The organism is Streptomyces sp. NPDC005803 (assembly GCF_040630435.1).
GTDB lineage: Bacteria > Actinomycetota > Actinomycetes > Streptomycetales > Streptomycetaceae > Streptomyces.
Genome location: NZ_JBEXXO010000001.1, coordinates 456,849 through 478,517, shown reverse-complemented (window position 1 = coordinate 478,517; position 21,669 = coordinate 456,849). Strand labels below are relative to the sequence as shown.

Here is a 21,669-nt window from a genome sequence, read left to right as displayed (position 1 = left end):
CGAACACGTCAGCCAAGGAGGACCGCGAAGGTGGCCGAGAAGCAGGAAGAGCGTGCTGCGGCGCTCTCCGGGCTGCGCAACAGGTTGACCGACGGCCTTGCCCGCTCCCGTCTGACCAAGAGGGACCTGGCGTCCGGGGTGAACCTCGGCCGGACAACCGTGCAAGAGGCCTTCCAGAACGACGGCCCTGTACCGTCGGCGGCTACGGTCGCGGCCCTCGCTCGAACGCTGCGGCTTCCGGTGGGCGAGTTGCTGGCGCTGAGGCGGATCGCGGCCGGCGAGGCCAGGGACGCGGATGGTGAGAACCCCGGCCCCGGCCGGCCGATCGGCGTGTGGCACCCGCACGACTTGGAGGTACATCCCGCCGGTCCCGCACTGAGCATGGAATTGTCCAGCTACGTTCCACGGGCCCATGATCGCGTTCTCGCGGAGGCCGTGCGGGACGCCGCCGAAGGCAAGAGCCGCATGCTGGTCCTCATCGGCTCTTCCTCCACAGGTAAGACACGAGCCTGCTGGGAAGCCGTCCAGCCCCTGGCGGCGGACGGCTGGCACCTGTGGCACCCCTTCGATCCCACGAGAGCTCACGCCGCCCTCGCGGATCTTCGTCACGTGCGTCAACGGACAGTCGTCTGGCTCAACGAAGCTCAGCACTACCTGGGCGACCCGCGGACAGGCGAGCGGATCGCGGCAGCCGTGCACGGCCTGCTGACCGAGCCCGCGCGGGGACCGGTCCTCGTACTCGGGACCCTCTGGCCCGAATACGCCAAGCAGTACACGACCCTCCCCCGCCCGAACGAGAGCGACCCACACAGCCGCGTCCGGGAACTGCTGGCCGGTCGGACCGTCACCGTCGCCGAAGCGTTCGACCGCGACGCCCTTGCCACGGCATCCACGCTGGCCGAAACCGATGATCTCCTGGCCCGAGCCCTGGAACGTTCCGGTGGCGACGGACGAGTGGCCCAAGACCTAGCAGGGGCTCCCGAGCTTCTGCGCCGCTACGAGAACGGCACGCCACCGGTCAGGGCATTACTGGCGGCGGCCATGGACGCACGGCGTCTGGGCGTGGGGCTTCACCTTCCCCAGGAGTTCCTCATCGATGCCGCTGTGGACTACCTGGACGACCACGACTACGACCAGCTGACCGAGGACTGGGCCGAAGACGCATTTGCTGACCTGGCGCGCCCCGTCCACGGCAAACAGGCCCCGTTGCGCCGAACTGCCACCCGCCCCCGTCGTCAACCTCCCACGAGTCGGGCACCCGACGACGTCTTCGTCGTCGGGGCAGCCCCCGTACTCCGGCTTGCCGACTTCCTTGAACAGCACGGTCGTAGTGAACGAGAGCGGCTGTGCCCGCCTGCTTCCTTCTGGGCGTCCGCCTCGGCCCATCTGAACCAGGCCGGCGATCTCAGCAACCTCGCCAGGGCGGCGCGCTCAAGGCAGCGTCTCCGATGGGCTCATCACCTCTTCCGTGGAGCCGCAGACGTCGGCGACACGAACGCCCTCGTGGAACTGGCGGAAATGCGGAAGAGAGCCGGGGATGCCGAAGGCGCCGATGCATTCCTCGCACAGGCAGCCGCGGCCGAACACCCCGATGCTCTGATGGAGCTTGCGAAGAGGCGAGAGGGTGAGAGGGACATCGAGGGAGCCACTGCTCTCTACCGGAGAGCCGCCGGCGCCGGCAGCACTGTGGCGCTGCAGCGACTGGCTGAGGCACGGGCAGAGGCCGGCGACGTCGACGCGGCCGAAGACCTCTATCAGGCAGCCGTTGGTGCCGGTCACAGCCCCGCGCTCCTGGACCTGGCACGTCTGCGAGCGGAGGCCGGAGATGTCGAAGGCGCCGAGGTCCTTTATGAGCAGGCGGCGGACGCCATCGACCCGGTACTGCTTGTCCGGCTGCTGGACGTACGGGTCACACTGGCGCAGGCAAAGGGACAGACTTCCGATCTCGACGGATCCGACGTTCTCTACCGACGTGCCGCCGACTCCGGCGACCCGGCCGGGCTCGTGTTTCTGGCGAAGCGGCGCATGGCGGTCTCGGACGACGCGGAAGCCGAAGCGCTGCAGCAGCGGATCATCGACACCGGGGACGCGGACGCACTGATGGAGCTCGGGCAGTTGCGCCTGGGCGGCGGGGACGTCGAAGGCGCCGAAGCCCTGTTCCAGTTGGCCGCAGATGCCGGCAGCACCACCAGCATGGTCCTCCTGGCCACGGTGCGGAGCGCGTTCGGAGACAACCCGGAAGCCGAAGCCCAGTATCAACGCGCTGCGGACGCTGGAGAGCTCGTGGCCGTTTCCATGCTCGCGCGGTACCGGGTGGAGACCGGGGACGTCGAAGGCGCCGAGGGCTTGTACAAGCGTGCAATCGACGCCGGGGACAGACATGCTGTTCTGGATCTGGCTCGCATGCGGGAAGACCTCGGCGATACCGAGGGCGCTGAGACTCTGCACCGAGAGATCGCAGACTCTGGATTCGCAGAGTCGGCCCTCGCGGACCGATGGCCGTTCGGTCTCGATGCGGACGGGACCCCGAGCTCCCCGTGGAACTGACCCGTCCCGGCGTGGCCGCAGAATCCGCTCCCGGGCCCCTTCCGAGGGTGACCGGGAGCGGAGGCGCGCGAGGAGGAAGCGCGTACTGCGATCGGCCGGCTTTCCGCTGCGACGGGTGGGACCACCAAGGGCCGGCAGCGATCGACGCGGTTGCTCACTTCGCTGCTGTACGGACAACGCGAGAGGCCCTCAGGATTTCTCCTGAGGGCCTCTGGCCTGCTGTGCACTCGGCAGGATTCGAACCTGCAACCTTCTGATCCGTAGTCAGATGCTCTATCCGTTAAGCTACGAGTGCTTGTGCTTCCCGGGCTTTTTTCTGCCCCGTCGGCGTTGCGAGAACAACATTACATGACCTGCGCCGTGACGCGAAATCCATTAGCCGCACCACTGCTGAGCTGCGAGAACACCGGTACGAGCCCTTCCCCGCCGGACCCGTCCCGGCCCTCTCCCCACGCCCCGGCGCCTCGTCCCCTCCCGGGAACGACCGAAGCCCCGGCCAGTGGCGCGGGGCTTCGGTGATCAAGCGGAGGCGGAGGGATTTGAACCCTCGATGGGTTTTAAGACCCAAACCGCATTAGCAGTGCGGCGCCATAGACCGGACTAGGCGACGCCTCCAGCACACCCCACGCGAGCGCGGGTGGTGCGTGCAGATGATGACACAGCTGAGTGTTGCGTCACCAATCGCTGCCTACCGTACTAGGCAGTCGGCCGAGAGGGCAAAGCGTCTGCGGTTGCGCAACGCCGTGGCGTGCGGAGCGTTAGTGATGGCGGGGCACCCGCCCTTCGTTTCCGTCCGCCGCCGGCCCGTGCCGACGGCACGCATGACTCAGGAGCCCGCATGATGCGTCGTCTTGCCCTCACCGCCGTCGTGTCGCTGGCCGCGCTGTCCGCCGCCGCCCCGGCGGCGACGGCCGCGGCCGGTCCCCTTCCGTTGCCGTTGCCGTTGCCGATGTCCCTGCTGCAGATGGACGACGCGGCCACGCATCTCACCGTGGCCGTCTCGGGGACGGGGAACCCGGAAGCCGACGGTACGTACGAGCTGGAGTGCGAGCCGACGGGCGGCAACCACCCGGCGGCGCAGCAGGCATGCGACCGGCTGACGCAGCTCGCGGGCGAGAGCGCGGACCCGTTCGAGCCGGTGTCCCGGTCCGCGATGTGCACGCAGCAGTTCGGCGGAGCAGCCACCGCCCGGGTCACCGGAACGTGGCAGGGGCGAACCATCGACTCCACGTTCGAGCGGACCAACGGGTGCGAGATCGGGCGCTGGAACAGCCTGCGGCCGGTGCTCCCGAACGTCCGGTGAGCTGCGGCTGTACCCGTTTCGGGGCGGCGGGGGCGTACACGAGGGGCAGGAGTCGTACACCGTATGCACAGAACCTTGGTGAGAGCTCCCCCTCATCCGCCGCCCCTCGCCCCTCCCCAGCCTTTAGACTCCTCCAGTGACAGCCTGAGGCCCGAGGGGCAAGATGGGGCCCGCTGTCGGCAAGGTGCAGTAATCAGGGAGGAAGCGTCGTCGTGAGCAGCAGGCCATCTCGAGGCGCTGCTCGCCTCGCAGCCATACTCGACGCCCTTCCGGACGGGCTTCTGCTCGTCAACTGCAACGGTACGGTCGTCAACGCCAACACCATCGCCCTCGAAATGTTCGAGACGCCGGGCACCGCGCTCGTCGGCCGAGGACTGCTCGATCTGCTGCCGGAGTTCGACTCCAAGCTGATCCCGGGATCGATGCGCAGGCCGGAGGCTGCGGACGAGCGGGGCCGTACCAAGCCCACGCGGATGATCGCGCGGCGGACCGACGGCAACGCGTACCCCGTCGAGGTGACGAGCGCCAGCCTGGAGGACGGGCAGGCGGCGTACACCGACGCCCAGAACTCGTACAGCGGCAGCTATACGGGTGACGAGTTGCTGATGCTCGTCGTGCGCGATCTGTCGGGCACCGTCGACACCGAGGCCGAGCTGGCCCGGTCCCAGCGGCAGACCGAGATGATCCTGCGTGCCGCGGCCGAGGGCGTCGTGGGCACCGACACGGACGGCCGGGTCGTCCTGGTGAACCCGGCCGCCGCGCAGATCCTGGGCTTCCGCGCCAGCGACCTGGGCGGCCAGGAGCTGCACCCGCTGATCCTGCACTCACGGGCCGAGGGCGAGCCGTTCCCGTACGAGGAGTCGCCGCTGGCCGACACCCTCAAGTCGGGGCGCAAGCACCGCGTGCGCGGGCAGGTCCTGTGGTCCAAGAGCGGTGCGCAGGTGCCGGTCGACCTGACCACGGCGCCCGTGCGGGACGGCGACCAGCTGGTCGGTGCGGTGATGACGTTCACCGACCGCCGGCCGTACGAGGAACTCGACGAGCGGCGCAGGTCCGAGGTCGCCGAGCTGACCGCGAGCCACTCCGCCGAGATCGCGGAGCTCACCGAGCAGCACACCGCCGAGGTCACCGCACTGGTGGAACAGCACGCGGCCGAGCTGGCGGACCGCACCGAGCGCTACGCCTCCGAGCTGGAGGAGCAGGCCGAGCGCCTGGCGGACCTGTCCGCCCGGCACACCCAGCTGACCGCCGTGCTCGGCGAGTCGCTGCGCGGGCCGCTCCAGGAGCTGCGCGGCGAGCTGTCCACGCTCGCCGCCGACCCCGCGGGCCAGCTGTGGCCCGAGGCCAACCAGATCCTGCACCACCTCGCCGCGGGCTACGCGCGCATGACGACGCTCGTCGACAACGTGCTGAGCTACCAGCGCCTGGACGGCGGCTCCGAGGCGCTGGTCAAGACGAACGTGCTGCTCGACGGCGTGGTCACGGCCGGCATCGACGCCGCGGTCGAACTGATCGGTCCGGGCCGCGCCCAGTTCGCCGTGCACGCCCCGCCGATCGAGGCCGAGGTCGACGCGGGACGGCTGGTGACCGCGCTCGCGCACCTGGTCGCGGACGTCGCCGGGGTCGACTCGACCGGCAAGGCCCGGCTGGTGCCGGGCGGCGGCTACGTCGACTCGACGGTCGTCGTCGCGGCGGCGCAGCGCGGTGACGTCGTACGGATCGAGGTGCGCGGGCCGTTCGCCGGGGGAGACCCGGTGCACGAGCCGATCGTGCGCGGGATCGTGCGGGCGCACGGCGGTGTGCTCCAGACGCACGAGATGCCGGGGATGAGCGGCAGCGCGTACGTGCTGGAAGTCCCGCTGGGCGCGGGTTCGGGGACCGTGATGCCACCGGTTCCGCCCATGGCCGCCGAGGTGGCCGTGGTCCCGCAGGCCTCCGAGGTCCCAGGAATCCCGGCTGATTCCGGGGTCCCGGGCGAGGTCGCGCTCCCGGACGGCGGCAGGCGAGGGCGCCGGGCGCGCAGAGGCTCCACTGACGCGTTCCTGGACAGCCCGATGGACGGCCCCGACGGTACGGGCGAGCCCGGCGCGGCCGAGCCGACCGCCCCAGGCCCTGGTGCGATCGGGCCCGCGGTCCCAGGAGGCCCCGGCCCCGGTGCGGCCGAGCCCGCGCCGGCAGGCGGCGGGGCGGCCGAGCCGACCGGGCGCCGGCGTGCGCGCCGCGACACCGGGGGCGGTCCCGCGCCCGAGGCCGTCCAAGCGCCCAGGCCCGAGGCGGCGGCCCCGCACGAACTCATTCCGGCTCAGCAGGGCGAAGGCTCCGGTCGCAGGCGTGGCCGGCCCAGCCCGGCGGAGACGGGCCCCCGGACCGCCACCGCGCAGCAGGGGCCGGGGCAGGCCCTCGCACTGCCCGCGATCGCGGCATCCGCGCAGGCGGAGGGGCCCGTGACGGCCCCCGTCCCCGCGCAGGGAACCGTAGCGGCGTCCGCGCCCTCGGAGGGGTCAGTGGTGACGGCCGCCGAAGGCGCCCAGGGCGCCGGCGGCCGGCCCCAGCGGGGCCAGACCGTCCCGCCTCAGGGCGTGCCGGCCGACGCGCCGGGGCAGGTACCTGCGGGCCGGCGCCGGACGCACCGGGGCGGTGACAACCAACTGGCGCTTCCCGCCGCCGGCGCCGGGGCGGAGTCCGCGGGTGCCATGGCTCTCCCCGGCCTCGACGACGCCGCCCGGACGCACGGCCAGGCACAGCCGCCGGCGCAGCATCCGGCCGGGCGCCGCGCCCGCCGCGCCCTGTCGGCCGCTCAGGACCGGGCCGCCCAGGCCGAGGCGGGTCCGCGGGTGCCCTTCGCGCTCCCGCCCGCCGACGCCGACCGGATGCCGCCGCCCGCAGCCGGTGAGGTGGACGCCTCGCTGCCCGGGCGCCATGACGCGGTGTCCGGCGCGCCGGACCTCGACCACACTCCGCCGCAGGCGCACCCGCTCCCGACCGGGCGTCGCCGGGCCCGGCACGCCGACGCGCCCCAGCAGGAGGCGCAGGCCGCGCCGTTCGCCCTGCCCAGGCAGGGCGGGCCGGTCGATCAGCCGTCGCCGCCCGCGCAGCCCGGCGGCTGGGGAACGGACGACGCGTCGGGTCAGGGCCCTGTCGCCCCGGAGGGGCCCGCCGGTGGCCCCGGCCTGCCAGGACCCGGCCGGACCACGCACACCACCGGGACGTCCACGGCCGGCGACGCCCGCGGGTCCGCCCCCGAGGGAACGGCCGGCCCGGCGGGCCCGGCCGCCCACGACGGCACCCGCCCGCGGAAGCTTTCGCCCGGCCCGGACGCACGGCGGCAGCCGCTGCCCGCCGAAGCGCCCATGCCCGAGTCATCGGACTCGACGCAGGGGCGGGCGTTCAGCGTGCGGACGCTGGGGCAGGGCGTGCCGTTCGCCCAGCACATCGCCCACCAGCAGAACCAGACGCTCGGCGGCAATGGCGGAGCCGGCCGGCGCCGCAAGCTCGCCGCCCCGCCCGAGGGCGACCGCGCCGCCCTGCCACCCGCGGCCCCCGCACCGGCCGCCACCACGCCCCCGCAGCCCGCGCCCCCGGCCGGCCCCGGCGGCACCGTTCAGGGCCAGGGTTCGGGGCAGTTGCTCGCCGCTCCGGCGGCCGAGGGCCGCGCGTACGCCATAGGGGCACCCGACGAAGGCGCCGCCGAGGGCCCCGAGCCGCTGGACGGGCCCGGTGGTGCCGTCGAGGTCGCCAACCGGCCGTCCCCGCAGCCCGTCGACGACGAACTGCCCCCGGAGCCGCTGGACAACCCGCGCCGGCTGCTGGTCTGGCCGGCCCCCGACGTCTCCACCCAGCAGGCGCTGAGCGACCGCGGCTACCGGCCGGTGATCGTGCACTCGCGCGAGGAGGTCGACGCGCAGATCGCGGCGTTCCCCGCCGCGCTCTTCGTGGACCCGCTGACCGGCCCCATCACCCGCAAGGCCCTGCAGTCGCTGCGCCAGGCGGCGGTGGCGGCCGAGGTGCCGGTCCTGGTGACCGCCGGTCTGGGACAGGCCTCACGGGACGCGGCGTACGGCGCCGACCCGGCCGTACTCCTGAAGGCCCTCGCCCCGCGCGACAGCGAGCAGCACCCGTCCCGCGTCCTGCTGATCGAGGAGGACGAGGACATCTCGCTCGCGCTGACGCAGACGCTGGAGCGACGCGGCATGCAGGTCGCCTGCGCCGCGACGGACAGCGAGGCGGTCTCGCTCGCGACCCGGATGCGGCCGAACCTGGTGGTGATGGACCTGATGCAGGTACGCCGCCGCCGGGCCGGGATCGTCGACTGGCTGCGCGCCAACGGCCAGCTGAACCGCACCCCGCTGGTCGTCTACACCTCGGCCGACATGAACCGGTCGGAGCTGCCGAAGCTGAGCTCGGGCGAGACGGTCCTCTTCCTGGCCGAGCGCTCGACGAGCGACGAGGTGCAGTCCCGCATCGTCGACCTGCTCGCGAAGATCGGCACGAACTGACCGCGAGCGGACCAAGAACGGACCGCGAGCGAGCCAGGATCACGCGCGGCAGGCGGACCGCGAACGGGCCCGCGAGCGGGCCGGGATCAGGCGGCGGGCGGACCGCGAACGGGCGGCGGAACACGCGGGCGAGGGCGGTACGGGAGTGCTCCCGTACCGCCCTCGTCATGTCCACGGGCCCTGGGTCCGTAGCGGGGTGATCAGAGCTGGGTGATGTCCAGCTCGCCCGCCGCGTACTGCTTGCGGATGACCTTCTTGTCGAACTTCCCGACGCTCGTCTTCGGTACGGAGGCGATGACCGACCAGCGTTCCGGCAGCTGCCACTTGGCGATGCCCGACTCGGCGAGGAAGGCCTTCAGCGCCTCGTAGTCGGCGGTGGCGCCCTCCTTGAGGACGACGGTCGCGAGCGGGCGCTCGCCCCACTTGTCGTCGGGAACGGCCACGACCGCGGCCTCGGCGACGTCCGGGTGCGCCATCAGTGCGTTTTCCAGCTCGACGCTGGAGATCCACTCACCGCCGGACTTGATGACGTCCTTGGCCCGGTCCGTGAGCGTGAGGAAACCGTCGGGGCTGATGACACCGACGTCGCCGGTCTTCAGCCAGCCGTCCTCGCTGAACTTGTCCTCGGGCCGCAGCGCCTCACCGTCGGCGCCGCCGTAGTACGCGCCGGCGATCCACGCACCGCGCACCTCCAGCTCACCGGCCGACTCCCCGTCCCACGACAGGTGTTCGCCGGCGGGGCCGACCAGCCGCGCCTCGACACCGGCCGGGAAGCGGCCCTGGGTGATGCGGTAGGGCCACTCCTGCTCCTCGGTCAGCCCGGCGGGCGGGTTGGCCATCGTGCCGAGCGGCGAGGTCTCCGTCATGCCCCAGGCGTGGCAGAGGCGCACGCCGAGCTTGTCGTACGCCGCCATGAGGGAGGGCGGACAGGCGGCGCCGCCGATGGTGACGTTGGCCATCGAGGTGAGGTCGCGCGGGTTCGCGGTGACCTCGGCGAGCAGCCCCTGCCAGATGGTGGGGACGGCGGCGGCGTGACTCGGCCGCTCGCGCTCGATCATGTCGGCGAGCGGGGCGGGCTGCAGGAAGCGGTCCGGCATCAGCATGTTGACGCCGGACATGAACGTCGCGTGCGGCAGGCCCCAGGCGTTGACGTGGAACTGGGGGACGACCACCAGGGTGGTGTCCTTGTCGGTCAGGCCCATCGACTCGGACATGTTGACCTGCATGGAGTGCAGGTAGATCGAGCGGTGGGAGTAGACGACGCCCTTGGGGTCCCCGGTGGTCCCGGAGGTGTAGCACATGGCGGCGGCCTGGCGTTCGTCCAGCTCGGGCCAGTCGTAGTCGGTGGGGCGGCCGGCGATGAGCTCCTCGTACTCGTGCACCCGCACCGCCGCGCCGTCCAGGACGGAGCGGTCTCCGGGACCCGCGACGACCACGTGCTCGACCGACGTCAGCTGGGGGAGCAGCGGGGCGAGCAGCGGCAGCAGGGAGCCGTTGACGATGACGGCCCTGTCGTCGGCGTGCTTGACGATCCAGACCAGCTGCTCGGCCGGGAGCCGGAGGTTGAGTGTGTGCAGCACGGCGCCCATCGACGGGATGGCGAGGTACGCCTCCACGTGTTCCGCGTTGTTCCACATGAGGGTGGCGACGCGCTGGTCGCCGTCGATGCCGAGCTCGTCGTGCAGGGCGTGGGCCAGCTGGGTGGCCCGCCGGCCGATCTCGGCGAAGCTGCGCCGGTGCGGCTCGGGCTCTCCGGTCCAGGTCGTGACCTGCGACTTCCCGTGGATGGTCATCCCGTGGGTCAGGATGCGGGTGACAGTCAGCGGTACGTCCTGCATGGTGCTGAGCACGGCGTCCTCCCGGTGGGCGCTACGCGGCAGTAAGGTTGCGCTGATTCTGCGCACATACCGCTCGGTATGTCACTACTCCCGGGGGTGCGAATCGGTGCCGTCCGGCAAATTCACACCAGCCGGACAGGCCCGAGGGCGCTGTTCTGCCCGGCGGAGTGAACAGCCCCCGGCCGGTCATCGGACGGGGGTCAGCTCCGGATCCTGGCGGAGTTTGCCGAGTGCCCGCGACACCGCGCTCTTGACCGTGCCGACGGACACTCCGAGCACCTCGGCGGTCTGCGCCTCGCTGAGGTCCTCGTAGTAGCGGAGGACGACCATGGCCCGCTGGCGGTCGGGGAGCTTCAGCACGGCGCGCCACATCGCGTCGTGCAGCGTCTGCTGCTCGGCCGGGTCGGGTCCGGGCACGGTCTCCTGCTCGGGCAGCTCGTCGCAGGCGAACTCGTCGACCTTGCGCTTGCGCCACTGCGAGGTGCGGGTGTTCAGCAGGGCCCTGCGGACGTAGCCGTCGAGCGCCCGGTGGTCCTCGATGCGCTCCCAGGCGACGTACGTCTTGGTCAGCGCGGTCTGCAGCAGGTCCTCGGCGTCGCTGGGATTCGCGGTGAGCGAGCGGGCGGCCCGCAGCAGCACGGGCCCGCGGGCCTGCACGAACGAGGTGAACGACGGGTAGGGGACGTACGGCGCGCGCGCACCGTACGCCGATCGCGCGGGCACCGGCGTGCGCGGGGCGGGCAGGGTGCGCGGCCCGGCGTACGGGGCGAGCGAGGCGCGCGGCGGATGCGCGGCGGGCGCGGTGTGCTGCCCGCGCGGCTGGCGTCCGGGGCGCGTCGGCGCGTGCGGGCCGCGCTGCGTGTCCGGGATGGTGGCAGCGGCTCCCCTGGAGGCGTCCGTGCAGACTGGCGTGGTCATGGCTCCACGCTAGGAGCGGGCGCCGCCGAGGGGATCGCCCCCAGGTCCCGAAACGGCGTCCGCCTCAGGGTGTAGAGCTGGTGCCACCTCCACCTCCTGTAGGTGGAGGTGGAGGTCCTCCGGTACTCAGGGTCGTCCCCGAGAGCGCGCCACCGGCCGCAGGTCACCCGCCTCGGGCCGGGCCGCCCGGACCCGCCTCTCGTCCCCGGACCCGCGCCTGCCCCCGGACCCGGCCACGCCTCGGTCCGGCCGCTCACCCCGCCCGGCCACGCCTCGGTCCGGCCACTCACCCCGCCCGGCCACGCCTCGGTCCGGCCGCTCACCCCGCCCGGCCCAGCACGAGGCCGGAGGTCGGCACCCCCGTACCGGCCGTGACCAGGGAGGTGGCCGCTCCGGGTATCTGGTTCACCGACGTCCCGCGGATCTGCCGGACCGCCTCCGCGATGCCGTTCATCCCGTGCAGGTAGGCCTCGCCCAGCTGTCCGCCGTGGGTGTTCAGGGGCAGTACGTCGTCGGCCACGAAGTCCGCGGCCTCACCCGGTCCGCAGAAGCCGAACTCCTCCAGCTGCATCAGCACGAACGGGGTGAAGTGGTCGTACAGGATCGCCACGTCGATGTCGGCGGGGGCCAGGCCCGAGTTGCGCCACAGCTGGCGGGCGACGACGCCCGTCTCCGGCAGTCCCGTCAGGTCGTCACGGTAGAAGCTCGTCATCTGCTCCTGCGCCCGCCCCGCACCCTGGGCCGCCGCGACGATCACCGCGGGCGGCTGCCGCAGGTCCCGGGCCCGTTCCGCGCTGGTGACGACGATCGCCTGCCCGCCGTCCGTCTCCTGGCAGCAGTCGAGCAGCCGCAGGGGCTCGACGATCCACCGGGAGGCGGCATGGTCGGCGAGGGTGATCGGCTTCCCGTAGAAGTACGCCGCCGGGTTGCCGGCGGCATGGCGCCGGCCGGTGACCGCGACATGGCCGAAGGCCTCCGGTGTCAGCCCGTACGCGTGCAGATAGCGCTGGGCCGCCATGGCCACCCAGGAGGCGGGCGTGAGCAGTCCGAAGGGCAGGTTCCAGCCGAGCGCGGCCCCCTCGGCCGTGGGTTCCCGCTGCCGCACCCCGGAGCCGAAGCGGCGTCCGGAACGCTCGTTGAACGCCCGGTAGCAGACGACGACGTCGGCCACCCCGCAGGCGACGGCGAGGGCCGCCTGCTGGACGGTGGCGCAGGCCGCGCCGCCGCCGTAGTGGATGCGCGAGAAGAACGAGAGCTCGCCGATGCCGGCCGCCTGGGCGACGGTGATCTCGGGGCTGGTGTCCATGGTGAAGGTGACCAGCCCGTCGACGTCGGAGGGCGCGAGCCCCGCGTCGTCGAGCGCGGCGTGCACCGCCTCGACGGCCAGCTTCAGTTCGCTGCGGCCGGAGTCCTTGGAGAACTCGGTCGCCCCGATCCCGGCCACCGCCGCCTTTCCGCCGAGCGCGTCGGCCCTGCGCAGGCTCATGCGGATCCCTCCGCGACTCCGACGGTCACCGTGCCGGTCACGTGCCTGCCGATGCCGTTGACACCGACGACCGACACCTCGGCCGTCCCGTCGTCCCCCACCGCGGTGACCGTGCCGCTCAGCACCATCGTGTCGCCGGGGTAGTTGGGGGCGCCGAGCCTGATGGCGACCCTCCTGAGCACGGCAAAGGGCCCGAAGTTGTCGGTGACGTACCGCCCGACCAGGCCGTTCGTCGTCAGGATGTTCATGAAGATGTCCGGGGACCCCTTCTCCCGCGCCAGCTCCGCGTCGTGGTGCACGTCCTGGTAGTCGCGGGAGGCGAGGGCGCCCGCCACGATCAGTGTGCGGGTCACCGCGATCTCCAGCGGCGCCAGTTCCTCACCGGCTTTCACTCCGGTCCCTCCTTCACCAGCAGTTCGCCGAGTTCCTGCAGTAACGCGCCGCCACCGCCGAGATGGGCGTCGAGCTGACGCCCCCAGAGGAAGTGCCGGTGTACGGGGTGGTCGAGGTCGGCGCCCGTGCCGCCGTGCAGGTGCTGGCCCGCGTGGACGACCCGTCTGCCGGCCTCGGACGCCCACCACGCGGCGGTCAGCGCCTGCTCCGCGTACGGCAGCCCTTCGTCGTGCCGCCATGCCGCTTCGTACGCCGTGACGCGTATCGCCTCGGTGTCCATGTACGCGTCGGCGGCCCGCAGCAGCACCGCCTGGTTCGTCGAGAGGGGGCGCCCGAACTGCTCGCGCGCGTTGGTGTGTGCGACCGCCCGGGCCAGCGACCCCGCGCACACGCCCGCCTGCACTCCGGCGAACGCCGTCCGGGCCGTGGCCAGCACGTCCTCGTACGCCCGCGCTCCACCCAGCCGCTCCGCGGGCGCCCCGGCGAGTTCGAGCCGCCCGGCCGACCACGGGGCCGTGGTCTCCACGGGTTCGGTCACCACCCCGGGGTCCGCGGTCCGTACGATCCACAGGGTCCTGTCCGCGGCGGCCACCAGGACGTGGGTGGCGTCCCGCAGCCACGGCACCAGCGGGTGGTCGCCGCTCAGCCGTCCGCCCGCGTCCGCCCGCACGGTGGCGCGGGCCGGGAACGCCCCCGCCACCACGGCCGTACCGTCCCTGAGCGGCGGCAGCAGCCGTCCGCGCTGCTCGTCCGTACCGTGCTCGGCGACGGCGAGGAGCCCGTACACGCAGCCCGCGACGAAGGGCGCCTGCGCGGTCGTCCGGCCCTGTTCCTCCGCCAGCAGCACCAGTCCGAGGAGTCCGGTCTCCTCGACGGCGCCCGGCAGTCCGGCCGCGCAGAGTTCCTTCCAGAGCCCGGAGTCCGTTCCGCTGCCGGACGCGGCCAGGCGGTCGTGTGTCGACAGGTCCCCGAAGATCCGGGCGGCGAGCCCCTGCGCCGCGGCCTGTTCCTCGCTCGGTGTGAAGTCCATGTCAGCCCTCGCTCCCCCGGAAGACCGGCAGCACCAGCCCGGGGTCCGTCCTCAGGAACTCCAGCCGCACCGGCATGCCCACCCGCACCTTGTCGCAGGGCACGCCGAGTACGTTGCTGACCATCCGGACGCCCTCCGCGAGTTCGATCAGCGCCACCGCGTACGGGCCGCCCTCACCGTCCTCGCTGAACGCGGGGAAGGGCGGGTGGTGCATCACGACATGACTGAAGACGGTGCCCTCCCCCGACGCCTCGACGGCGTCCCACTCGGCCGAGCCGCAGGCGTTGCACCCCGGCAGCCAGGGGAAGCGCGGCGTGGCGCATGCCGTGCAGCGCTGGATCAGCAGCCGGTGGGCGGCGACCCCCTCCCAGAATCCGGCGTTGTCCCGGTTGATCACGGGCCGCGAACGCAGGGCCCGGTCAGCACCGCGCACCACCGCGGCGTCGCGGCCCTCCGGAGAGGTGCTCGCCGTTCCCTTCGGCTTCGCGGGCCGGTACTTGAGGATCCGGAAGCGATGTGTCCCGGCGGGTTCGTCGCGCGCCCGGATGTCCATGCGCGTGGTGACGAAGTAGCCCGTCCCGAGCTTCGTCGTCTTGCGCTCCGACACCGCCTCGATCACCGCGTCGAAGGTGATCCGGTCCCCGGGCCGCAGGGGGCGCAGGTACTCCTGCTCGCAGTCGGTCGCGACCACGGAGGTGTATCCGGCCCGGTCGAGCAGGCCGGAGAGCTCGTCGTAGGCGCCGCTGCGGTCCGTGTGCCCCGACAGCCCGCCCATCGTCCACGCCTGGAGCATCGTCGGCGGGGCGACGGCGCCGGGTCCGCCGTAGGCGGGGTGCGCGTCGCCCATGGCCTCGCACCAGTGCCTGATCATCGGCTCGTTGACCAGGTCCTTGCCGACGCCCGCGGTGGCCGCCGGCCGTCCCTCGTACGCCCTGAGGCGCTCGTACAGCTCGTCCCGAACGACCTGCCCGTCCGTCACCGCTTCCCCCTCTTCATGCCGAGCCGCATCGTCGCGACGATCTCCCGCTGCACCTCGCTCACCCCGCCGCCGAAGGTGTTGATCTGGGCCGCCCTGTTCATCCGCTCCAGCTCCCCGTCCCCGAAGGAGCCGGGCGAACCGCCTCGCACCGTTCCGGCGTCGCCGGTGATCTCCTGGCACATGCGGTACACCTCGACGGCGCTTTCGGTCCCCGCGAACTTCACGCCGCTCGCGTCGCCGGGAGCCAGCTCCCCCGCTCCCACGGCCCCCACCAGACGCCAGTTGAGCAGGCGTGTCGCCGCGAGCCGGGCGTGCGCCTCGGCCAGCCGGGAGCGGACCCACGGCTCGTCGGCCGGCCGACCGCCCGTCTCGGGGTCGGGCGTGCGGGCGAAGGCGAGCGCCGCGTCGTAGAAGTCCTCGGCCTGCATGCCGATCGCGGCGAGCGCCACCCGTTCATGGTTCAGCTGGTTGGTGATCAGTCCCCAGCCGCCGTTCTCCGCCCCCACCAGCGCGCTCGCGGGCACCCGCACGCCGTCGTAGTACGTGGCGGTCGTGGTCAGCCCGCCGACGGTCTCGATGGGCGTCCAGGAGAAACCCGGCGCGTCCGTCGGGACGAGGACGATCGAGATGCCCCGGTGCTTGGGCACGTCCGGGTCCGTACGGCAGGCGAGCCAGATCCAGTCCGCGTGCTGCGCGTTGCTGGTGAAGATCTTCTGGCCGTCGATGACCCAGGAATCGCCGTCGCGTACGGCCCTGGTGCGCAGCGCGGCGAGGTCGGTGCCGGCCTCGGGCTCGCTGTAGCCGATGGCGAAGACGAGCTCGCCGGCCAGGATGCGCGGCAGGAAGTACTCCTTCTGCGCATCGGTCCCGTACTTCATCAACGTGGGGCCGACCGTGTTGAGGGTGACCATGGAGACCGGGGCGCCGGCCCGGTAGGCCTCGTCGAAGAACACGAACTGTTCGTCCGCGCCGCGGCCCTGCCCGCCGTACTCGACGGGCCATCCGAGACCGAGCAGCCCGTCGGCGCCGATCCGGCGCAGCAGCCGCCGCTGCGCGTCCGGGTCCTGGGCGGCGAGGCCGGTGCGTTCACCTCCTGCGGGCATCACCTCACCGAAATAGGCACGGAGTTCGGCGCGCAGCTCCCGCTGGCGCTCGGTCGGGGCCAGATGCACGTCGACTGCCTCCCGGAAACGGACACGAGGATCAGATTTCTGACTGTCCGTCAGATTCCGTTCGGCTGTCAAGGCACCTGACGACCGGACCCGCCTCGATTCCGCCCGACTCCCGGAAGCGAACGGCCTGCGCGCCGCCACCGCGGTGGCGCCACGCAGGCCGTCGATCCCCCGGTCGCGGCCCGGCCCCCCGACCGGGCCGCGACAGGCACCGGCTCACCAGAGAGGGGTGAAGTTCACCGTCACGTTGTGCGTGGACTGGTCGATGTAGGTGAACGCGGAGCCGTTTACCTGGGCGGAGTTGCTGTGGTTCGACGCCCCTTCGCCGACGGCCTGCTGCTGCGCGGTCGACGAGTTGCCGAAGTTGTCCCCGCCAACCCCGCTGCCGGCGATCGTGGCCACTCCCGCGTTGGATCCGTCGTTCGCGAACGAGCCGCTGTCGGCCTGGGCCACACCACCGAAGAGGGCGACGGCGAGGGGCAGAGCGGCAACAGCGGCGAGTGCGCGAGCGGTACGGATGCTTGCCATGTCTATTCCTCCAGAGACCGAAAGTGAGGCTGAACCCGGGCCGGCCGGCCGACCGCCCCGGCGATCGTCACGACGTCGCGAGGTCAAAGCTGCCCAGCACCGCACGGGCGAACCGCCCATGCGATCCGATTCCCCCGCAAGCATGAGGAAGCGCGGATAAACCCCTGGAGCCCACAAACTCCCAGGTCAGCCCGATCGCCAAGAGAACCGCCGCCCCACGGGGGAAGAAGCGTTCCGCCACCCACCGGACCCCCGACGACGACCTCCTCCGCCCCCTTCCCTTATTCGAACGTTAGTACGAACATAGAACCATGGCCACCACCGACCGGCGAAATGCCACCCTGGCCCTGGCCCACGCGCTCTCCGCCGCCGAGCACGGGCTCCCCGTCATCCCGCTGTCCGCCACCAAGCTCCCCGCGTTGCGCTCCCCACACCACGGCGAGGCCCGCCCGACCGGCTGCCGGGGTGCCTGCGGCCGGCCCGGCCACGGGGTCCACGACGCCACCACCGACCCCGCCGCCGTACGCGCCCTCTTCGCCGCCGCCCCCTGGGCCACCGGCTACGGCATCGCGTGCGGATGCGCCCCGCACCACCTCATCGGCGTCGACCTCGACATCGACGCCGACGGCCGGACCGACTCAGTGGCTTCCCTGCGACAGCTGGCCCTGCAGCACCTGTTCACCCTCCCGCCGACCGTCACCGTGCTCACCCCCAGCGGCGGCCGCCACATCTGGCTGTCCGGCCCGCCCGACGTGCCCGTACCGAACTCGGCCGGCCGCCTGGCCCCCGGCATCGACATCCGCGGCTCCGGCGGCTACCTGGTCGGCCCCGGCTCGGTCACCGCCCACGGCACCTACCGCCTCGTACCCGGCACCGGCACCCTCCCGCCCGCGCCCTGCCCGAGCGCCCTCCTCCACCTGCTGACACCCCCGGCCCGTCCCCGCCGGCACCACGGCCGGCCGGACCAGGGCCGCGGCCTCATCCAGTTCGTCCTCGCGGCGGCCGAAGGCCAGCGCAACACCCGGCTCTTCTGGGCGGCCTGCCGCGCCTACGAACACGGCTTCGGCGACGCACTGGCCGACGCCCTCACCCGAGCCGCCGTGCGCACCGGCCTGTCCGAACCCGAGGCACGAGCCACGATCGCCTCAGCCTCCCGCCTCACCACCACCCGCTGCGAGCCCCCGAACTGACACCGGCCACGCCGGCGGCCACCCACCCCTCCGCACCCGTCCGCGTCCGTGCACGCACGCCCATCCGCGTTCACCCGCGGCCATCCCCTATGTGTGGTCGTGGGCTGAGGGTGCGGCCAAGGCTGGGGAGGGGGTGGATGCCACGGCCTTACGCGCACCGTCTTACGCGCACGGTCCCGAGGCGAACCCGGAAACCCGGGGAGCCCTGTGCCCACCCCCGCAACCGCGGATGCGCCTCGCGGACAGCGCGCAGCACGACGGCCCCCGACCGATTCACCTGGTCGGGGGCCGTTCGCCTGCGGTGGGTGTGGGATTTGAACCCACGGTCACATCGCTGCCACGACGGTTCTCAAGACCTTTCGGCGGTCGGGCGACATCTGGACTTCGCCGCAGGTCCAGGCGAGTAAAGAGCGCCCCAACGGAGTCATCGTCAACTCATGCCCGCTGCGTGCCCCAGGAACGACACCCCCGGAGAGTCGGAAGCTCGCCATCGCCCAGTGTTACTGGCATCCCGTTCGCGAACCAACGCGCGGGCACGGTTCACCCACCCTGCGCGAGAGTCACTGGCTAGCGCTCCGGGCGGGCACTACCCCATCGGACAGACAGCCGAGGGGGCAGCACGCCGCAGCCTGCCGAGATCGACGAAGTTCCTACAAACCTTAGGCATGGAGCTCGAATCACCCTGATAACCAGGGCCGTTCGGACACTGAAACATTATTCAGAAGGTGCACGACATCCATACGGGCATCGACAGGCGGAAGCAGCGCGACGCCACCACAAAGAAAGGCCCTAGGCCATCCTGGCCTGCGAAGCAATGGTTGTGGCGCGATCGATATCGTGGAATCAAAAAAAACTTTCCAGAAGGGTTTGTATCCGCCCGCAGAAAGCGGTCTACTTCTCCATACGCCGCAGCCGAACGACCCGCCGGGGGACACTAGTTGGCTCCCAGCAGGCCGAAGCCGTGCGTGGCGAACGCAAAGAGAGCCCCTGTATCGACCTCGGGCGTCCAAACCACAAGTCGGTGGGGCTCTCTGCGCGTGCTTCCCTCATCCGCTAGCTGGGAACGGAGAAATCACGACTCATGAATGATAGGCAGCCAAGGCAGGTCCCGTATAGCCATGCCACCGAGTCGGCGCGACGAGGACTGCGCTGGATCACTCGGCACCGCAGGATTGCCGCGCTGCAAGTCCTCCGAGGGGCGTCCTACGGTGCGGGAACCACCGTCGTAAGTTTGATCGCACTGTGGATCAAGACCCGGTACTGATCAACTCGTTCGCCAAACCTGAGGTGAGGTGGACGATCTAAGGGAAGGGGTGTCTCCCCATGGAGGCGCCCCTTCCGCTCGCTTTCAGTCCTCGTGAAGCCACTCGTCCGCAGCAGCAGCAACCTGGTCATCACGACCGGCGACCGGCCGGGCGTAGTGCCGAGTGGTCACGCTCGCGTCGAATGCCCGAGCCAGTGCGCGGCGGTCATCACGCCGTACCGGTCGGCGACCCAAGTGCCGTGCGAGGCGCGGAGGTCGTGCGGCGTGACGTCGGTGAGCCCGGTCGCCGCCACCGCAGGGTCGAAGTACGCCTTTCGCCACTGGTTGTAGCGCAGAGGCTTGCCACCGGGCGTGACGAAGAGGAGAGCCTCCTCCCCACCCGACAGCGTCTCCAGGTGCCGGCCGATCCGCGACGCGAGCGAGGGGCCGATCCGCAGGACTCGTTTCTGATGGGCCTTGGGAGTGTCGAAGACGAGGGTGCCGTTCGCTTCCGCCAGGTTCTCGTCAACGACGACCAGGCCGCCGAGTACGTCGATGTCCGACCGTCGTTGTCGAGCCCGCAGCGCACTGCGAGATCGTCTACGAGATCCCGATCAGCCGCTGACCGGCCGACCCCAGCAGGCACAAAAAGCGGTGCCCAGCCGTGCCCCCCGCGTGCCCCTTCCGTGCCCGATAGACCGGGAAACCAGGGGGAACAGCGGTGCCCGGCAGGGCACGGGCATGACAACGGCCCCTGACCATACGCACTGGTCAGGGGCCGTTCATCTGCGGTGGGTGTGGGATTTGAACCCACGGTCACATCGCTGCGACGACGGTTTTCAAGACCGTTCCCTTAGGCCGCTCGGGCAACCCACCTCGCGTCAGCCGCCGGTGAGACACCGGCTGCTACGCGGAGGACAGCCTAGCCGGTCAGCTGTCGCCCTTGCGCTCGCCCAGGGTGACTTCCACCGTCGACGTCTTGCCGTCGCGCTTGTAGGTCAGCGAGACCTTGTCGCCCGGCTTGTGGGTCCAGATCTCGCCGATCAGGGTCGGGCCGCTGTCGATGACGGTGTCGTTGAACTTCGTGATGACGTCGCCCGCCCGGAGACCGGCCCGGGCGGCGGGGCCGTCCTTCGTGACCGCTTCCGTGCCGCTCGCGCCCTGGTCCGAGATGACCGCGCCGCCGGTCTTCTCGTCCATCGTCACCGTGGCGCCGATGACCGGGTAGACCGGCTGGCCGGTCTTGATCAGCTGCTGGGCGACGTTCTTCGCCTGGTTGATCGGGATCGCGAAGCCGAGGCCGATGGAACCGGCCTGGCTCTGACCGGTGCTTCCGGTCGACTGGATCGCCGAGTTGATGCCGATGACCGCGCCACCGGCACTCAGCAGCGGGCCGCCGGAGTTGCCCGGGTTGATCGAGGCGTCGGTCTGCAGCGCGCTCATGTACGAGTTGCTGCCGCCGGAGCCGTCGCCGGACGCGACCGGGCGGTTCTTCGCGCTGATGATGCCCGTGGTGACCGTGTTGGACAGGCCGAAGGGGGCGCCGATCGCGATCGTCGAATCGCCCACCGCCACCTGGTCCGAGTTGCCCAGCGGCAGCGGGGTGAGTCCCTGCGGCGGGTTCTTGAGCTTCAGGACGGCCACGTCGTAGCCCTGGGCCCGGCCGACCACCTCGGCGTCGTACTTCTTGCCGTTGGAGAACGTCGCCGTGAGCTGGCCGCTGTCCGCCGCGGAGGCCACCACGTGGTTGTTCGTGAGGATGTGGCCTTCCTTGTCGTACACGAAGCCGGTGCCGGTGCCGCCCTCGCCGTCTCCGCCCTGGGCGTCGATGGTGACCACGCTGGGGAGCGCCTTGGCCGCGACGCCCGCGACCGTGCCCGGGTCACGCTTGAGGTCCTGCTGGGTACCCGAGGCGCTGACGGTGGTCGACTCGGAGCCGTTGTTGCTGTCCGCGGCCCAGAAGCCGAGGGCTCCGCCGATTCCGCCCGCGACGAGGGCCGCGACGGCCACCGCGGCCACCAGGCCGCCCGCACCCCTCCTGCGCGGCTTGTCGGGCGTCTGGAGCTGGCCGGGCGGGCCCCACACCGGGCCGCCGCCCTGGGCCCCGTGGGCGTACGCCGGGACCGCCGGCGGGGGCGGGGGCCAGCCGGCGTCGGCCGCGGACTGCGGTGCGGGCGGGGGCGCGTACTGCGGAGCTGCCGACGGGACCGGGGCCATGGGCGTGGTCGCCGGGTCCGGGGCGGGGGAGGCCGGCTGCTGCTGTGTGGCCGCCGGGTCCGGGTGCGGCGGGGCGGGGGGCGCGCTCTCGGGGAGTCCCTGCGGAGCGTCGGCCGGCACGGGAGGTGCGGACGGAACGGACGGGGCGGCCTCGGCCGCGGTGCCCTCGTTGCCCTCGTTCTCTGTGCTCACAGCTCTTTACTCCTCGGTTCCACATCATGATTCGGCATAGAGATCCGCTGTGTACGTGTCTGGAGTCAGCTTTTCCCACGACACGTCAGGCCACTGTAAGCAGGACCTGTGCATCCGCGCACGGGCCCTTACACCGG

Annotated in this window: 13 protein-coding genes, 3 tRNA genes and 1 pseudogene; 4 read left to right on the top strand and 13 right to left on the bottom strand. The window is 71.9% G+C overall.

All coding sequences use genetic code 11. The features are described from left to right. The first annotated feature begins 30 nt into the window (after positions 1 to 30). Positions 31 to 2,547: a tetratricopeptide repeat protein gene (locus ABZ454_RS02140; protein WP_359535663.1), complete on the top strand. Its 2,517-nt coding sequence runs from the start codon at positions 31 to 33 to the stop codon at positions 2,545 to 2,547. A 222-nt stretch (positions 2,548 to 2,769) separates the two neighbouring features. On the opposite strand, the gene ABZ454_RS02135 is transcribed toward ABZ454_RS02140, so the two are convergent. Then, positions 2,770 to 2,842: transfer RNA gene (locus ABZ454_RS02135), tRNA-Arg, on the bottom strand. 229 nt (positions 2,843 to 3,071) lie between these two features. After that, positions 3,072 to 3,162, bottom strand: a tRNA-Ser gene (locus ABZ454_RS02130). Between the two features lie 223 nt (positions 3,163 to 3,385). Between ABZ454_RS02130 and ABZ454_RS02125 the strand changes: the two genes are divergently transcribed. Both ABZ454_RS02125 and ABZ454_RS02120 read left to right on the top strand, forming a co-directional pair. Next, positions 3,386 to 3,850 (top strand): SSI family serine proteinase inhibitor, encoded by a 465-nt coding sequence (locus tag ABZ454_RS02125; RefSeq protein ID WP_359535662.1) that lies wholly within the window; start codon positions 3,386 to 3,388, stop codon positions 3,848 to 3,850. 212 nt (positions 3,851 to 4,062) lie between these two features. Beyond that, on the top strand, positions 4,063 to 8,346 hold the full coding sequence (locus tag ABZ454_RS02120) for a PAS domain-containing protein (protein WP_359535661.1): 4,284 nt from the start codon (positions 4,063 to 4,065) through the stop codon (positions 8,344 to 8,346). Positions 8,347 to 8,546: 200 nt separating this feature from the next. Here ABZ454_RS02120 and ABZ454_RS02115 read toward each other — a convergent pair whose 3' ends face one another. The 8 genes from ABZ454_RS02115 to ABZ454_RS02080 form a co-directional block, all read right to left on the bottom strand. After that, on the bottom strand, positions 8,547 to 10,196 hold the full coding sequence (locus tag ABZ454_RS02115) for a long-chain fatty acid--CoA ligase (protein ID WP_359535660.1): 1,650 nt from the start codon (positions 10,194 to 10,196) through the stop codon (positions 8,547 to 8,549). Between the two features lie 174 nt (positions 10,197 to 10,370). Beyond that, positions 10,371 to 10,907, bottom strand: coding sequence for a SigE family RNA polymerase sigma factor (locus ABZ454_RS02110; RefSeq protein ID WP_359535748.1), 537 nt, complete (start codon positions 10,905 to 10,907; stop codon positions 10,371 to 10,373). Positions 10,908 to 11,421: 514 nt separating this feature from the next. Further along, positions 11,422 to 12,588: a lipid-transfer protein gene (locus ABZ454_RS02105; protein ID WP_359535659.1), complete on the bottom strand. Its 1,167-nt coding sequence runs from the start codon at positions 12,586 to 12,588 to the stop codon at positions 11,422 to 11,424. Then, positions 12,585 to 12,980, bottom strand: a complete 396-nt coding sequence (locus tag ABZ454_RS02100) for a MaoC family dehydratase (protein ID WP_359535658.1) — start codon at positions 12,978 to 12,980, stop codon at positions 12,585 to 12,587. The genes ABZ454_RS02105 and ABZ454_RS02100 overlap by 4 nt, the downstream gene beginning before the upstream one ends. Further along, complete coding sequence (locus ABZ454_RS02095) at positions 12,977 to 14,011, bottom strand: acyl-CoA dehydrogenase family protein (protein WP_359535657.1); 1,035 nt, start codon at positions 14,009 to 14,011, stop codon at positions 12,977 to 12,979. The genes ABZ454_RS02100 and ABZ454_RS02095 overlap by 4 nt, the downstream gene beginning before the upstream one ends. 1 nt (position 14,012) lies before the next feature. Next, on the bottom strand, positions 14,013 to 14,990 hold the full coding sequence (locus ABZ454_RS02090) for an OB-fold domain-containing protein (RefSeq protein ID WP_359535656.1): 978 nt from the start codon (positions 14,988 to 14,990) through the stop codon (positions 14,013 to 14,015). Then, positions 14,987 to 16,162, bottom strand: a complete 1,176-nt coding sequence (locus ABZ454_RS02085; protein WP_359535655.1) for an acyl-CoA dehydrogenase family protein — start codon at positions 16,160 to 16,162, stop codon at positions 14,987 to 14,989. The genes ABZ454_RS02090 and ABZ454_RS02085 overlap by 4 nt, the downstream gene beginning before the upstream one ends. Before the next feature lie 216 nt (positions 16,163 to 16,378). Then, entirely contained in the window at positions 16,379 to 16,690 is a 312-nt protein-coding gene (locus ABZ454_RS02080; RefSeq protein WP_356320805.1) for a hypothetical protein, read from the bottom strand. A 311-nt stretch (positions 16,691 to 17,001) separates the two neighbouring features. Between ABZ454_RS02080 and ABZ454_RS02075 the strand changes: the two genes are divergently transcribed. After that, positions 17,002 to 17,880, top strand: a complete 879-nt coding sequence (locus ABZ454_RS02075; protein ID WP_359535654.1) for a bifunctional DNA primase/polymerase — start codon at positions 17,002 to 17,004, stop codon at positions 17,878 to 17,880. Positions 17,881 to 19,228: 1,348 nt separating this feature from the next. Here ABZ454_RS02075 and ABZ454_RS02070 read toward each other — a convergent pair. The 3 genes and pseudogenes from ABZ454_RS02070 to ABZ454_RS02060 all read right to left on the bottom strand — a co-directional run. Beyond that, positions 19,229 to 19,692: pseudogene (locus ABZ454_RS02070) on the bottom strand (tyrosine-type recombinase/integrase); the annotation flags it as partial. A gap of 220 nt (positions 19,693 to 19,912) precedes the next feature. Further along, positions 19,913 to 19,999 (bottom strand) — tRNA-Ser (locus ABZ454_RS02065). A gap of 54 nt (positions 20,000 to 20,053) precedes the next feature. Continuing rightward, positions 20,054 to 21,532: a trypsin-like peptidase domain-containing protein gene (locus ABZ454_RS02060; protein WP_356320765.1), complete on the bottom strand. Its 1,479-nt coding sequence runs from the start codon at positions 21,530 to 21,532 to the stop codon at positions 20,054 to 20,056. Positions 21,533 to 21,669 lie beyond the last annotated feature (137 nt).